The organism is Paenibacillus sp. JNUCC 34 (genome assembly GCF_058269055.1).
This window is the reverse complement of record NZ_CM177770.1, coordinates 358860-371878: the sequence shown is the minus strand read 5'-3', so window position 1 is coordinate 371878 and position 13019 is coordinate 358860. Positions and strand designations below refer to the sequence as shown.

The following is a 13019-nucleotide window of genomic DNA, read 5'->3' as shown; positions in this document are numbered from 1 at the left end:
TCAAGGTTTAACGTATATGCCTACTTATTAACGGTTTCTGCCCCGCCGTCCGCCGCCCTGACTTTTCCCTCCTTGACGGCTGTTAAAGCCGCCGCGGTCCGGTCCGGTCGAGCTGCGTCCGCCAGAAGCTCTGCCTCTGCCTGCGTCCTGCGATTTACGGGCAGAGCCAGTTCCGCTCTGACTCCGGCTACCTTGCCCTCTACCAGCGTCCAGCCCGCCTTGACCCTGACCTCGGTATCCACCCGCACCCCGGTCTATACCATACTGCCCGCGGCCCCCAGATGTGCCGCGATCTGGGCTGCTTTGACCTCGGTTACTCGGGTTCTTTCGCGCGCTACCGATACCGCTCGACAATTCATTTCGGCCGCCCCGCCCTTCTTGAGCACGGCTGGCATTACCGCCACGTCCTCCGGCGTCCGGACGTCTGCGTCCCTCACTCCGGTCATAATCCCGTAGAGCCGATATATCCCGGCCCTTACGACCGCTACCGCCGCGTTCAGACATTGAACGATCCCGATCGCGAGATGATCCGCTACCCGTTCTCCGCGGTTTGTCTTTATCCAGACCACCCTTAGGAGAGGCTTCACGCATCTCGCCGCTCTGTCCATCCCATCTTGTACGTTTTAACCGCATCGAAATGCCATGCTCGATGCGCTCGAGATCACCGCGGTCCTTCGGAGCCGCAAACGTCACGGCGACACCGCTGCCACCCGCGCGACCCGTACGGCCAATCCGGTGGATGTAACTCTCAACATCATGAGGCATATCATAGTTAAACACATGGGTGACACCTTCTACATCCAATCCTCGTGCCGCAACATCGGTTGCCACCAGAAGTTGAAGCTTCGCTTCACGAAACCGCTTCATGACGGCTTCCCGCTTCGCCTGTGACAAATCACCATGCAGCTCGTCCGATTCATAACCATGAGCCAAAAGCGCTTCGTTCAGTGTCGTCGCCCGGCGCTTCGTCCGGCAAAAAATAATCGCCAGAAACGGTCGGTATTGTTCAATCATGCCTCGGAGCGCATCTTGCTTCGCCCGATCGCTGCACTCTACGACAACCTGCTTGATCTGCTCCAGCGGGATCGGGGAAGTACCTTTTACAACGATGTCCACCGGCTGATTCATATAATTTCCAGCCAGCTGCTTTACACCTGCTGGCATCGTCGCTGAGAAGAGCATCGTCTGACGGCGATACGGCAAAGCCGCAATAACGGCTTCAACTTCATCCAGAAAGCCCATATGCAGCATTTGGTCAGCTTCATCCAATACGAGCTGTTTGACACCGCCAAGCTCAAGTGTGCCCCGGCGCAAATGATCCAGCAGCCTTCCTGGCGTGCCGATGATAAGATGGCGCCCGCCCTCCAGTTTACGCAGCTGTTTCTCCACATCCTGGCCGCCGTATACAGCCAATATCTTAACTCCGTCCTGCACACCTGAAGTAAGCTTCCGCGCTTCCTCCGTAATTTGCAATGCCAGTTCACGTGTCGGAGCCACAATCAGTGCCTGCGGATACGACCGCTTCGGGTCGATACGCTGCAGAATCGGCAGCATAAAAGCCAGCGTTTTGCCTGTCCCGGTGCGTGCTCGGGCAATGACATCTTTTCCATCCAGCAGCAGCGGAATGCTCTCCAGCTGTACCGGCGTCGGCACGGTAATTCCTTGTTCTTTTAACGTGCGTACCATTTGTTCGTCTATGCCCAGTTGTTGAAAGTTCGGCAAACGTTCCACCTCATTTATATTATTTCCCGGTATAATCCGGATTCATTAGAATGACTACGGAAAGAAACTGACAAATGTTCCTCTCTCTGGTAATGTCAATATATAGCCCACTTTTTCGTTCAAGGAGGTACAGGTATGAATGCATTTCAGCTTACACTAGCCTTCTTCGTGCTGATGATGCTGTTCGGTATTATGAATGTAACCATCAATTATATTAACCGGCGCGATGGTGAAAAGCCTGTCCCCTTTCGGGTGAAATTATGGCTCATTCCTGTGCTGTCTGTATTTGTTATCGTACCGATCGCACTATTTTCCGTCTTGTTTACACTTATTTTTCATACGACCAGTGAATATGGACAAGTAATATCCTATGAAAGCATCGGAAGCCTGTTCAGCTTTTCTCTGATTGTGCTCCTCGGATTCCTGCTGTTCGAGAGCTTTGTCCATCCCATCAGCATTGCCCTGCTCCGCCTGTGTCTGGGCCGGGATGTGTCCGTGTACGCCAAGCAATCAGTCACAATTATCACGGACACATTCATCCTATACTTCATCTCGTTACTTATTCCTGGCGTTCATATCGGTGGACTGCTTGAGGCTCTTTCAGTCGCAGTATTCTACCATATTATCGAGTGGGTGCTTATGGGTGTCCAGACATGGATTCAACACCGCAAGCGAACCCGTTCCATACAATCTTCCCGGCTAGAACCTTCCCGATTTGAAAATAGCGTACAGCAGCCACACCACCATGAGTAATGCCACGACAAATCCGATCTCAATCGCTGGAAAACTCCACAGCATCGTCGGCTGTCGGCTTAAGGATGCGCCGATGATCAATCCGACCATGATAATGCTAAAAGCCAAGAGCGCGACACTAAACGACAATCGGTTGCTGATCTGATCCAGCTTGCGCATTAGCTGCTGCAGCTCCGGCACACTGATCTCCACCTTCAGCTTTCCCTTGCTGACTAGTGCCGACAACTGTTTGGCTTGTCCAGGCAGGTCCAACAAACTCTCCGCAAGATTGGTAACACCGTCCAGCACTTTACGGCCGATTCGCCGGGAATTAAATCGTTCCTTCAACAGTTTCCTTCCGAACGGTTCAGCCATATCAATAATGCTGACCTCAGGGTCAAGATGCTCAATAACACCTTCAAGTGTTAGCATCGCTTTTCCCATGAGTGTCAGATCCGGAGGCAATGCAATCCGGTGACGCTGGGTCACCCCAAACAGATCACTCAGCGCCTTACCCACACGCACCTGTACAAAAGGCACATCATAATACTCATTTCTCAACCGTTCCAGATCGGCCCTTAGAAGTTCAAGGTCACAGTCTTCCGGTACGATTCCCATCCGAAGAACCGCACGGATCATGCCCTCCGTATTCCGCCTCATCAGCGCAATAACGAGCCCCGACAGATGATCCTTCATATCCTCGCTCAAATGGCCGACAAGGCCGAAATCCAAGAATATTAGCTTTCCATCTTCCTTCACCAGCAAATTGCCGGGATGAGGGTCGGCATGGAAGAAGCCTTCGATAAATATCTGATGGAGCATTCCCTCAATTAAATGCTCAGCAGCGGCCTTCAGGTCGTATCCCTTGTCTGCCAGCTCCTTGCTGCGGCTTAGTGTAATGCCTTCTACATATTCCATCATCAGCACACGGGATGTTGTGTATTCCCAGTAAATAGTCGGAACTCCAATGACTTTACTGTCACTGAACTGGGCTGCAATCTTCTCCGCATTCCTCGCTTCATGACTATAGTCCATTTCCGTCATCACGGCACGGGTAAATTCATCCACCATCCGGTCCACCCGGTACTGCTTCACCCAATCCCAATGCTTCTCAGCCAATGAGACGATATCCTTCAGAATTTCAAGGTCTCTTCCAATCATATTCTCGACCCCGGGACGCTGGACCTTAATTGCTACCGCTTCTCCACTCTTCAACCTCCCGGCATGCACCTGACCGATCGAAGCTGCAGCAAGCGGGCGGTCCTCAAATGATTGAAGCACCTGGTCAATAGGCGTACCCCATTCTTGTTCAATCAGGGCTCTGGCACTTTCTGAGGAGAAGGGGGGAACACGCTCCTGCAGCTTCACCAATTCCTGGATGATATGGTCAGGAAGCAAATCTGAGCGTGTGCTGGCCAATTGGCCGAATTTAATGAAGGCCGGGCCGAGATCTTCGAGGACCCTTCGGATCCTCTCTCCCAGCTTGATGCTCTGCGGCTCCTCCCGTGATATCCACTTTACAGGGAGGGAGAGAATATGGAACAGCCCCATCTCCTCCACCATATAGCCAAAGCCATGACGCATAAGCGCCATGGCGATTTCCCGGTAACGGCCGGCATGCCTAATTCGGACAGCCATTTATTCGGACCGTGTCCCTTCCAGCTCTGCAACTTTCATCTCCAGAGCCGTGATGCGCTGTTCCAGGATGGCAACATCGTTCTCTGAAGGGACGTCCAGTTCGGACAGAACCCGTTTCACTTGGTCATAAATGATTGATTTGATCTGAGACTGCTCTTCTTCGCCCCGCTCAATGAGTCGGTTTACTAGCGCTTTGGATTCATCGGGAGCCAGTTCTCCCCTTTTGACCAAATCATCTACAATTTTCTCTACTTTTTCCTTGCTGACTACGGTAAGGCCTAATCCTAACGAGATTGCTTTCTTAAAAAGATCACTCATCGCTTTTCCCTCCCGATCGTTGTCTTTGTCGCATTGAAATCATTATAACCTGAATACACGCAAGAAAAAAACGGTCCCACATCCAGCATTACCGAAAAGGTTCTGATTAACCCTTGCTTATCCTTGTTTATCCTGGAAACCGCGACGCCCACTTTGCAGCCTGCGTGATCATAGATCTTACTGAAGGCTGCAAGAACGACGGCTCGTGATGGCCCGGCATGAGAAACACAACTCTTCCAATTCCGTACGTGTGGCACCAAGCTGCTGGCCAAAAATCTCCCTCATACTCATACTGGAGCAGCACCGTTTTATCCGTAAACGGATCGAATACGAACCGGTATGGTTCTTCTTCCAGCTCAAACGGATCGATCCCCTTCATAATGTCATGATTCGGGGCAGCCGGTGTAAAAGATAACTTCTGAATCGGCGGATGGCCGTCGAAGCGACCACCGATTAATTGGGCCAATTCATAACGGTTTGCCAGTGTAATGCCATTATGTAGTACCAGCAGTCCGCCGCCTCCGCTCACGTACGAAAGCAGACCCGCCGTCTGCTGTGGCGATACCTTCTCGTCCCACAAATCACTGTAAGCAATGCAAAGATCATAGGGATACAGATTGCTTTCCTTTAGCATTTTATGATTTTCAGTACACTGTACCGTGAACATATCATTCAGCAGATGAGAAACTTGCGTATCAATTCCTTGCAGTGGATGAAATTTAGGGTGCGTGTAGCTACCAATTAAGAGTGCTTTTTTTCTTTCCATTCTTCAAATCCTCCTTACATAATGATGTTAACCGCTTTGCTACTATGGCAGCGTTGGTCTGTTCGCATCGAGACCAAGGGGTTTAGTACCAATTTTCCCGTTATGCACTGAACATAATCATAGCCGTCAAGAAGAAATCGACGCCCGAGCGAAATATCGTCCCAACTCAACCATCATGCTGCCCATTCGTTCTTCTTCCGGCACCACTTTCACTTCAATGCCTTCCTCACGCAGGCCCTGAGCCGTGACTTTGCCAACAGCCGCTGCGGTAACCTTGCCGCTGAAAGCTTGCACAAGCGCCTCGAACTTGCCCTGACTGCGGGCAAACTCCGACAGAAACCGGTACTGCGGCGCGCTGGTGAAGGCAACCGCATCAACTTTACCTTCAATAATCTCATTCATCAGCAGCTCAAGATCCTGCTCTTCTGGAGGGATATGCTTGTAGGGCAAAATCTGAACGATCTCGGCTCCTCTTTCCTGCAGCCATGATACCAGCTGCGGTGCCGATTCACCGTGCAGCTGCATCATGACACGCTTTCCGTTCAGATCATGAGATTCAAATGAGCGGATCAAACCAGCCGTGCTGCCATCATCATCTCTTACAACCGGCACAAGCCCGTGTTTTTTCAAAGCGTTTACTGTCTTGTATCCTCTTGCGGCAATCGATGTACCTTCAATGATCTCAAGCAATCTGTCTGACACTTCCATCTGTTCCGCTACCGCCATAATGGCCTCAAAGCCGATCCCCGTTGTGAACACATTCCAGGCGGGAGGCTCGCTTACCCAAGCTGCAATAGACTCTCTCAGTGTCTCATCATCCAAAAAAACAGTTCCCTGAGCTGGACGCAGCACAGGTGTTCCGCCCATTTTCTCCACCAATTTCGCCATGTCCGCTGCCTTGCGGGGGCCCGCCAATGCAATGACTTTCCCCTTCATATATTGAGCCATCATTTCGCCTCCCGTTCTTCTCTTCCCTCTTATCTGCTATGTTTTGTTATTTTAATACAGTATACTTGCCCAGCCCATTTATATAAAGCCACTTTGGTCTTATTTACGGTTATCATCCATAGAGCCGCCAACAAAAAAAAGAGAAGTCAATCCGCCAAGCGGTATCCGACTCCTCTAACTGTTGCGATATAGCGCGGTGAGCTCGCATTATCATTGAGCTTTTTCCGCAAACTTTTAATATGAACATCGACCACATTGCTGCCCCCAAGAAAATCGGTATCCCAGATTTCACTCATCAGCTCTTCACGGGTGCGGACAGCACCCTCACTGTCCATGAGAAGGACAAGCAAGCTGTACTCTGTCTTTGTCAAATGTATAGGCGTTTGTCCGCGCTGCACAATCATTTTGTCTCGGTCGATCCATAAATCCTTATATATATTCCGGTTGGCATCGGTAAGATCTCCAGAAGGAGCTGCCGATATGGAATGCACCCGAATGGCCCGCTGAACCTGGTACAGCAGCGTTCCCTTGGAACGTGGAGGCCACACCATAAGCTCTTCCTGTAGCAGTCTTCCACTTGCCCGGCTCATCAGCTCTTCACTCACGAGATACATCACCGGGACATTCAGACTGTCTGCCAATGGAATCAGCACATTCCGCTCACCTTCAAATTCCGCCATATCTCTACATGCTGTCATATCCACCACAATTAAACCCGTATTAAGCGCGGACTGCAGTAGCGGTTCCCACCGCCGCATTACCATGACGTCAAAGCAGTTCTCCGACAAGGTACGGACCAGCTCATGTACACGGCCAGGGGAACGACTGATCATCGCTGCCCGGAATAAAGACACCGGACATGTTTCTCCCGTCGGCTCCTCCGGAACAGGTCGGCCATATGGAGTTCCTGCCTGCCAACCCTTCATCGAATATATATCGTTCAACCCTTCAATTATTTGTTCCGCTTGATTTGACACTCCGGACACACCCCTCCAAACACTACGTGAGCGTGATTTACAACATACCCCGTTTCTTCCGAGACGGTTTCGGCCCAGTCCTTAGGCACTTCGGTCATGACCTCATCCACCTTGCCGCAGACCTCGCACATAATATGCTGATGATCATCGGTACGGGCATCGTAGCGGCTCGCACTTTCACCAAGCTTCAATTCCCGGATGAGCTGCTTATCCGTCAAGTAGCGAAGTGAGTTGTACACCGTACCGTATGCCAGATTATTACCTTTCTCCATTAACCGGTTCATGATGTCCGCGGCAGTGGGATGATCCTTAGACTGCTTAATCACATCGTAAACTGCTTGACGTTGTGTCGTTAAATTTAATGATTTCAAGGTATTCACCCTTTTAATTTATTTTTAGACCAAGTATAAATCTTAATCCTTCTAAGGTCAATCATTCCCGTTCAAGTTGATGCGAACTAATCTTTAACTTTTCTTAAGAATCAATTTATAAATACTTAATTCCATTTGTCTACACTAGTGGATATTAACAGAAACGGGAGAGGAGAAAGTCATTAATGGAATCTATATCAAAACAATCATCCGCTGCACAAGACTTGCAGAAACCCCGGGTTCGACCTTGGCGGCAGAACAGGAGAATACGATCCAAGCTCTCCCTTATGCTTCTCACCTTGGGTGTCATTTTGATCGCAGTATACATAATAAAGATATTCATCCCTCCACAATTAAAAGTGCGGGCAGCCGTACTGATTAACGCCGATACCGGTAAAGTTCTATATTCTCATAACGCCGATCAGGCACTACCCCCAGCCAGTATGTCGAAGATGATGACTGAGCTTATTGTCCTAGAGGCTGTCGATTCGGGACAACATTCATGGAATGAGGATGTATCTGTCAGCCATTACGCCGCAGGGGTACCGGGTTCTCAGATAGGTATAGCGGCAGGTGAAATCTACAGCTTGAAGCAGATGTTTGACGCACTTGTCATTCACTCCGCAAACGATGCCGCTGTAGCGATCGCAGAGCATCTAAGTGGATCCGAAACAGAATTTGTTTATCTAATGAACGAGAAGGCCAAACATATCGGCTTGTCCGCCAAGACGGTATACGCGAACGCTTCGGGCCTTACATCCGGTGATCTCATCGGTTTTGCAGAAGCCGCTTCCTACTCGGATACGGAAATGACCGCACGGGACGCAGCTTTGCTTACGAGATGGCTTCTTCAAACTTATCCGAATGTACTGGAAGTGACCGGGCAAAAAGATATTTACATCCCCCAAAGGGAAATATCGCTGCATACGACCAATCTCATGCTCCCTGGTGAAACTCACGCTTATAACGGCATTGACGGCTTCAAAACCGGGTACACATCGCAGGCAGGCTACTGCTTCACTGGAACATCTAAACGCGGCGGCAGCCGGCTGATCTCCGTCGTTATGGGTGCAGGGAATTCCAATGAACGCTTTACCGAAACTAGGAAGTTGATGGATTATGGATTTCGCAGACAGAGTGCTTTTTGGGATACCCTAACGTCCGTTTTTTGGGTAAACTGAATCTATTAGTGTGTGTTCAAAAAGGTCGGTTTTCAGCACCGAGAAGGCTGGATGAAGCTAGGGACTGAGGAGCGGAGCGTACGTTTTGGGTACGTGAGCACCGGAAGGAACGGCTGAATTCAAGATTCGATGCCGAGCCCACTTCCTGATTCACTTCGTGATCAAAAGCGGACTTTTTGAACAACCTCTATTACAGAACTAGGAAGCCAATGGGTCTTAAAAAATGGAGGATCGTTTATGCGAAGCATATTAGTTGTAGATGATGATAAAGAAATTGCCGGTTTGATCTCCATCTATTTAGAGAATGAAGGATATCAAGTCATCAAGGCTCATGACGGGGAAGAGGCAATTTTACAGCTGGAGCAAAACCAAGGCTCTATCGATCTGATTATACTCGATGTCATGATGCCCAAGTTGAACGGAATGGACGCCTGCCGAAAGATTAGGGAAACATCGTCTATTCCCATATTGATGTTAAGCGCCAAGAGTGAGGATATGGATAAAATACTGGGGCTCATGACCGGAGCCGATGATTATATGATCAAGCCCTTCAATCCATTGGAGTTAACGACTCGCGTGAAATCGCTGCTGAGACGTTCCCTGCAGTATAACGCCGAGCATCAGGCTTCGGTTCCTGCAAGCCTGTATCTGGACGGACTCGAGATCAACCGCTCCACACATGAGGTAACAGCGAATGGAAGAGAAGTATCCCTTACAGCCAGGGAATTCGATATCCTGTATCTTCTTGCGCGTCAGCCGGGGAGAATATTCAGCGCGGAAGATATTTTTCAACAAGTATGGAAAGAGAAATATTACGTCTCTAACAACACCGTGATGGTTCACATCAGTAATCTGCGGGACAAACTTGAAAAGGAGCTAGGTTATAAGCTTATTCAGACCGTGTGGGGCGTTGGGTATAAGATCAATGCGTAAATTTCAGTGGAAAATTATTAATCTGTTCTTCATAAGCGGAGCACTGACCTTGCTTATTTTGTTCGGCATTCGTCAAGGGGCAAGGATACTCGGCCGGAAATACTGGAATAACACATGGGTGGATCAGCTTTTTTTGATGAACCGATTCCTTGAGGATTTTTTCGGGTTTCCCATTCTTGCCACGATCAGCGGCATCGCGCTGTTTGTGTGCATTGTGCTGCTGCTCAGCCGAAGAACGATCACCACGATGAATCAGCTAATAGAAGGCACGAATCGGCTTGCCCGGGGCGAGCTGGATCAGGAGATCAAGGTGAAATCTGAGGATGAGTTCGGATTGATGGCTGATCACATTAACCGGATGGCCAAGCAGCTCAAACTTTCTATGGAAGAGGAGCGTATGGCCGTACAGGCTAAAAACGAGCTGATTAGCAACGTATCCCACGACCTGCGCACACCGCTTACTTCCATAATCGGCTATTTGCGACTGGTCAGCGAAGACCGGTATAAAGACGAAGTCGAGCTGCGGTATTATACAGACATCGCTTTTGAAAAGTCGATGCGTCTGGGCAGGTTGGTGAACGACCTCTTTGATTATACACGTATGGGATACTCACCCCTGAACCGTGCAGACATTAACCTCGTGGAACTACTCGGCCAGCTTGCTGCTGACTTCTCCTTATCAGGTCATACGCGTCAAGACAATGTTCAGGTAATGTTTACGGCAACAGAAGAAAAAATAATGATTGCAGCAGACGGGGACAAGCTGATGCGAACCTTTGAGAACCTGCTTTCCAATGCTATCCGGCACGGTAAAGATGCCGGAAGGATTGACCTGACGGTCAACCGGGATCAGCACCACGCCATCGTGCAGGTTATTAATTTCGGGCCGCCTATCCCCTCCCATTCCATCAACCATATATTTGATCGGTTTTACCGTGCGGACGCCTCTCGTACTGATCAAACCGGCGGAGCCGGGCTTGGCCTTGCCATTGTCAAAAGCATTATCGATGCGCATAACGGAACGATCCATGTCAGCAGCAGCGAGGCGCAAACGATGTTTGAAGTCCGTCTTCCCTTTACCAGCAGTTCAAAGTAAATAACGTAACTTTAATCTTATTCGACATACAATTCCATTTTCCGATAAAATAGGAAGTAACATTTTCTTTTTACATCCCTATGAAATCCATGCCGTTTATTTCGGTGTGTGAAAGGAATGGAATTCGTCTTATGATTAACATACTTTTCACGAATTTCTGTGTATTTGTAACTTTCATATATGTCTCGGGACTGTTATCCCAAAAATATGTAATCGGTGTACAGTCCCCCTCCTTTATCGTAAAAATAAATGCGGGACTGCTCTTTGGGATATACGGCATCATATTAATGTACTATTCTTACCCGATCAATCCGTTGCTTTTTGCCGATTTGCGCCACCTGGCGATTGTCGTCATAGCGAGTTATATGGGCTGGCTGCCATCCCTTATTGCAGGAATTCTGGTCGCGGCTGGGCGATTGCTGTTATTCGGTCTGACTGCCTCCTCGGCAATCGCTGCCACGGGCATGTTTCTGATTGGGATCCTATGTGGGCTCATTTCCAGCTTTCGATGTAACCGCCTGATCAAAATGATGATCATGAACGTTACGGGTATGCTCGTCATTCTGGTGGTCATGGAGATTAATCTGAAGTCACAGGGCAGCATCTTTGAATTCTTTATAACTCAATTAATCATCTCGGTGCTCGGGACGTTAGTCATCTACACCCTGACGGAATATATTAACACCTCCAACAAGCTGTTTCTGCAAATGAAGAAAAACTCGGAAACCGATTATCTAACCAATCTGAATAACTTGCGGCAATTCGAACAGCTTCTGTCCGAGCGCTTTCTTGAAGCCCATCATTTCAATGAACGGCTCGGAGTCCTCGCAGTCGACATCGATCACTTCAAAAAAATAAACGACACCTACGGCCATGCGGTCGGAGACGTCGTTTTACAGCAGCTCAGCAGGGTGCTGAAGGATCACACTCGTTCATTTTGCGAAGTGGCACGCACTGGCGGTGAAGAGTTTTCGATACTCGTTCCTGAGGCTTCTCCGGCTGAAGTATCGCTACTTGCCGAGAAGATCCGAGCCGCCGTGGAGGGCCATTCCTTTGATCCTGGAGATGGGACAGTGCTCAAGATAACCGTCTCGATCGGCGCTGCTGTACATCCAGATACGATACAAGCTTCGGATGCCGGCGATCTGCTCAAGCAAGCTGACCTGGAGTTATACCGGGCGAAAGATGGTGGCCGGAATCGGATCTGTACCGCGGCTACTCTTAGCCGGTATACAAGATTGAATGCTTGATCTAAATGCTGATACAGTAAGAGCTGTCCCTCGGTAGAAAAATCTACTTTTGGGACAGCTCTATTCTTATTTCTTTAGAATATCCTCAATAGCTGTCAGCGTGTCAGACGACAACTTGATGCCCGACGCTTTTACATTCTCCTCTACCTGCTCCGGACGGCTTGCACCGACAAGGGCACTCGACACATTGCCCTGACGTAAAATCCAGGCCAACGCCAGCTGTCCGACACTGATGCCAAGCTCGTCCGCAATGTGGCCAAGAGCCTGTACCTGACGGATACGCTCCTCGCTGATCTTAAGTCGGTCCGTCCCGAGTTTGGACGCGCGGCTATTCTCCGGCACATCCTCTCCGGATGCATATTTACCTGTCAGCACGCCTTGCGCCAGCGGAGAGTATACAACCTGACCGATACCCTTCTTCTCGCCAAGCGGGATAATTTCGTTCTCAATGCTGCGTTCAAACATGTTATACAACGGCTGGTTTACGACAATCCGGTCCAGTAAATAACGGTCTGCAACCGCTAATGCCTCTTCCATCTGAGCCGCGGTCCACATACTGACACCGACATACAACACCTTACCTTGACGAACCAGGTCGTCCAATGCTCGAAGTGTTTCCTCAACCGGTGTTTCCGTGTGGAACCGGTGGCAATAATAAATATCTACATAATCCGTGCCAAGGCGTTTCAAGCTGGCATGGCACTGCTCCATAATATGCTTACGGGATAGTCCCTGATCATTAGGTCCATCGCCCATCTTACCAAATACCTTGGTAGCCAGTACGTAAGATTCACGTGGAAATGCCCTCAACGTCTCTCCGACAACCACTTCAGCAGCACCTTGTTCATAAACATTAGCCGTATCGAAGAAGTTTACACCCATGCCGTAGGCTGTCTGGATTGACTTCACGGCATTTACCCGTTCAACGTAGCCGCCGTACGTCAGCCAGCTTCCCAGACTGATGTCACTTACCTTTAATCCGCTGCCGCCTAGTCTTCTGAATTCCATATTCGGAACCTCCTTGTGCAAGATAGATAACCACTCTTATTTTAACATAATCTTCCACAATTGATAGTGCTTAACGTCA

At 49.4% G+C, this 13019-nt stretch carries 13 protein-coding genes; 5 read left to right on the top strand and 8 right to left on the bottom strand.

Features of this window, described 5'->3' with window-relative positions; translation table 11 throughout:
* Positions 1–27: 27 nt before the first annotated feature.
* The gene (locus tag AC2TF5_RS01665; protein ID WP_491300563.1) at positions 28–1722 is read right to left on the bottom strand and encodes a DEAD/DEAH box helicase; all 1695 of its coding nucleotides are present in this window, start codon (positions 1720–1722) and stop codon (positions 28–30) included.
* A 135-nt stretch (positions 1723–1857) separates the two neighbouring features.
* Between AC2TF5_RS01665 and AC2TF5_RS01660 the strand changes: the two genes are divergently transcribed.
* Positions 1858–2475, top strand: a complete 618-nt coding sequence (locus AC2TF5_RS01660) for a hypothetical protein (protein ID WP_491300562.1) — start codon at positions 1858–1860, stop codon at positions 2473–2475.
* Here the strand turns inward: AC2TF5_RS01660 and AC2TF5_RS01655 are convergent.
* From AC2TF5_RS01655 to AC2TF5_RS01630, 6 genes are all read right to left on the bottom strand, one after another.
* Positions 2422–4092, bottom strand: a complete 1671-nt coding sequence (locus AC2TF5_RS01655; protein WP_491300561.1) for an ABC1 kinase family protein — start codon at positions 4090–4092, stop codon at positions 2422–2424. The genes AC2TF5_RS01660 and AC2TF5_RS01655 overlap by 54 nt on opposite strands.
* On the bottom strand, positions 4093–4410 hold the full coding sequence (locus AC2TF5_RS01650; RefSeq protein ID WP_491300560.1) for a phasin family protein: 318 nt from the start codon (positions 4408–4410) through the stop codon (positions 4093–4095).
* A 127-nt stretch (positions 4411–4537) separates the two neighbouring features.
* Positions 4538–5176, bottom strand: a complete 639-nt coding sequence (locus tag AC2TF5_RS01645) for a ThuA domain-containing protein (protein WP_491300559.1) — start codon at positions 5174–5176, stop codon at positions 4538–4540.
* 126 nt (positions 5177–5302) lie between these two features.
* Complete coding sequence (locus AC2TF5_RS01640; protein ID WP_491302779.1) at positions 5303–6124, bottom strand: uroporphyrinogen-III synthase; 822 nt, start codon at positions 6122–6124, stop codon at positions 5303–5305.
* A gap of 146 nt (positions 6125–6270) precedes the next feature.
* Complete coding sequence (locus tag AC2TF5_RS01635; RefSeq protein ID WP_491300558.1) at positions 6271–7101, bottom strand: winged helix-turn-helix domain-containing protein; 831 nt, start codon at positions 7099–7101, stop codon at positions 6271–6273.
* Positions 7077–7472 (bottom strand): Fur family transcriptional regulator, encoded by a 396-nt coding sequence (locus AC2TF5_RS01630; RefSeq protein ID WP_208917392.1) that lies wholly within the window; start codon positions 7470–7472, stop codon positions 7077–7079. The genes AC2TF5_RS01635 and AC2TF5_RS01630 overlap by 25 nt, the downstream gene beginning before the upstream one ends.
* 185 nt (positions 7473–7657) lie before the next feature.
* Here AC2TF5_RS01630 and AC2TF5_RS01625 point away from each other — a divergent pair, with 185 nt between their 5' ends.
* From AC2TF5_RS01625 to AC2TF5_RS01610, 4 genes are all read left to right on the top strand, one after another.
* On the top strand, positions 7658–8653 hold the full coding sequence (locus tag AC2TF5_RS01625) for a D-alanyl-D-alanine carboxypeptidase family protein (RefSeq protein ID WP_491300557.1): 996 nt from the start codon (positions 7658–7660) through the stop codon (positions 8651–8653).
* Positions 8654–8890: 237 nt separating this feature from the next.
* Positions 8891–9586: a response regulator transcription factor gene (locus tag AC2TF5_RS01620; protein ID WP_491300556.1), complete on the top strand. Its 696-nt coding sequence runs from the start codon at positions 8891–8893 to the stop codon at positions 9584–9586.
* On the top strand, positions 9579–10682 hold the full coding sequence (locus AC2TF5_RS01615) for a sensor histidine kinase (RefSeq protein WP_491300555.1): 1104 nt from the start codon (positions 9579–9581) through the stop codon (positions 10680–10682). The genes AC2TF5_RS01620 and AC2TF5_RS01615 overlap by 8 nt, the downstream gene beginning before the upstream one ends.
* Before the next feature lie 131 nt (positions 10683–10813).
* Positions 10814–11932: a GGDEF domain-containing protein gene (locus tag AC2TF5_RS01610; RefSeq protein ID WP_491300554.1), complete on the top strand. Its 1119-nt coding sequence runs from the start codon at positions 10814–10816 to the stop codon at positions 11930–11932.
* Between the two features lie 66 nt (positions 11933–11998).
* On the opposite strand, the gene AC2TF5_RS01605 is transcribed toward AC2TF5_RS01610, so the two are convergent.
* Complete coding sequence (locus tag AC2TF5_RS01605) at positions 11999–12940, bottom strand: aldo/keto reductase family protein (protein WP_491300553.1); 942 nt, start codon at positions 12938–12940, stop codon at positions 11999–12001.
* Positions 12941–13019: the final 79 nt, after the last annotated feature.

Excerpts from the sequence above, each read along its gene's own strand:
- AC2TF5_RS01610 (WP_491300554.1), top strand. The coding sequence starts at position 10,814 with ATGATTAACATACTTTTCACGAATTTCTGTGTATTTGTAACTTTCATA.
- AC2TF5_RS01605 (WP_491300553.1), bottom strand. The coding sequence starts at position 12,940 with ATGGAATTCAGAAGACTAGGCGGCAGCGGATTAAAGGTAAGTGACATC.
- AC2TF5_RS01625 (WP_491300557.1), top strand. The coding sequence starts at position 7,658 with ATGGAATCTATATCAAAACAATCATCCGCTGCACAAGACTTGCAGAAA.
- AC2TF5_RS01650 (WP_491300560.1), bottom strand. The coding sequence starts at position 4,410 with ATGAGTGATCTTTTTAAGAAAGCAATCTCGTTAGGATTAGGCCTTACC.
- AC2TF5_RS01660 (WP_491300562.1), top strand. The coding sequence starts at position 1,858 with ATGAATGCATTTCAGCTTACACTAGCCTTCTTCGTGCTGATGATGCTG.
- AC2TF5_RS01645 (WP_491300559.1), bottom strand. The coding sequence starts at position 5,176 with ATGGAAAGAAAAAAAGCACTCTTAATTGGTAGCTACACGCACCCTAAA.
- AC2TF5_RS01615 (WP_491300555.1), top strand. The coding sequence starts at position 9,579 with ATGCGTAAATTTCAGTGGAAAATTATTAATCTGTTCTTCATAAGCGGA.
- AC2TF5_RS01620 (WP_491300556.1), top strand. The coding sequence starts at position 8,891 with ATGCGAAGCATATTAGTTGTAGATGATGATAAAGAAATTGCCGGTTTG.
- AC2TF5_RS01655 (WP_491300561.1), bottom strand. The coding sequence starts at position 4,092 with ATGGCTGTCCGAATTAGGCATGCCGGCCGTTACCGGGAAATCGCCATG.
- AC2TF5_RS01640 (WP_491302779.1), bottom strand. The coding sequence starts at position 6,124 with ATGGCTCAATATATGAAGGGGAAAGTCATTGCATTGGCGGGCCCCCGC.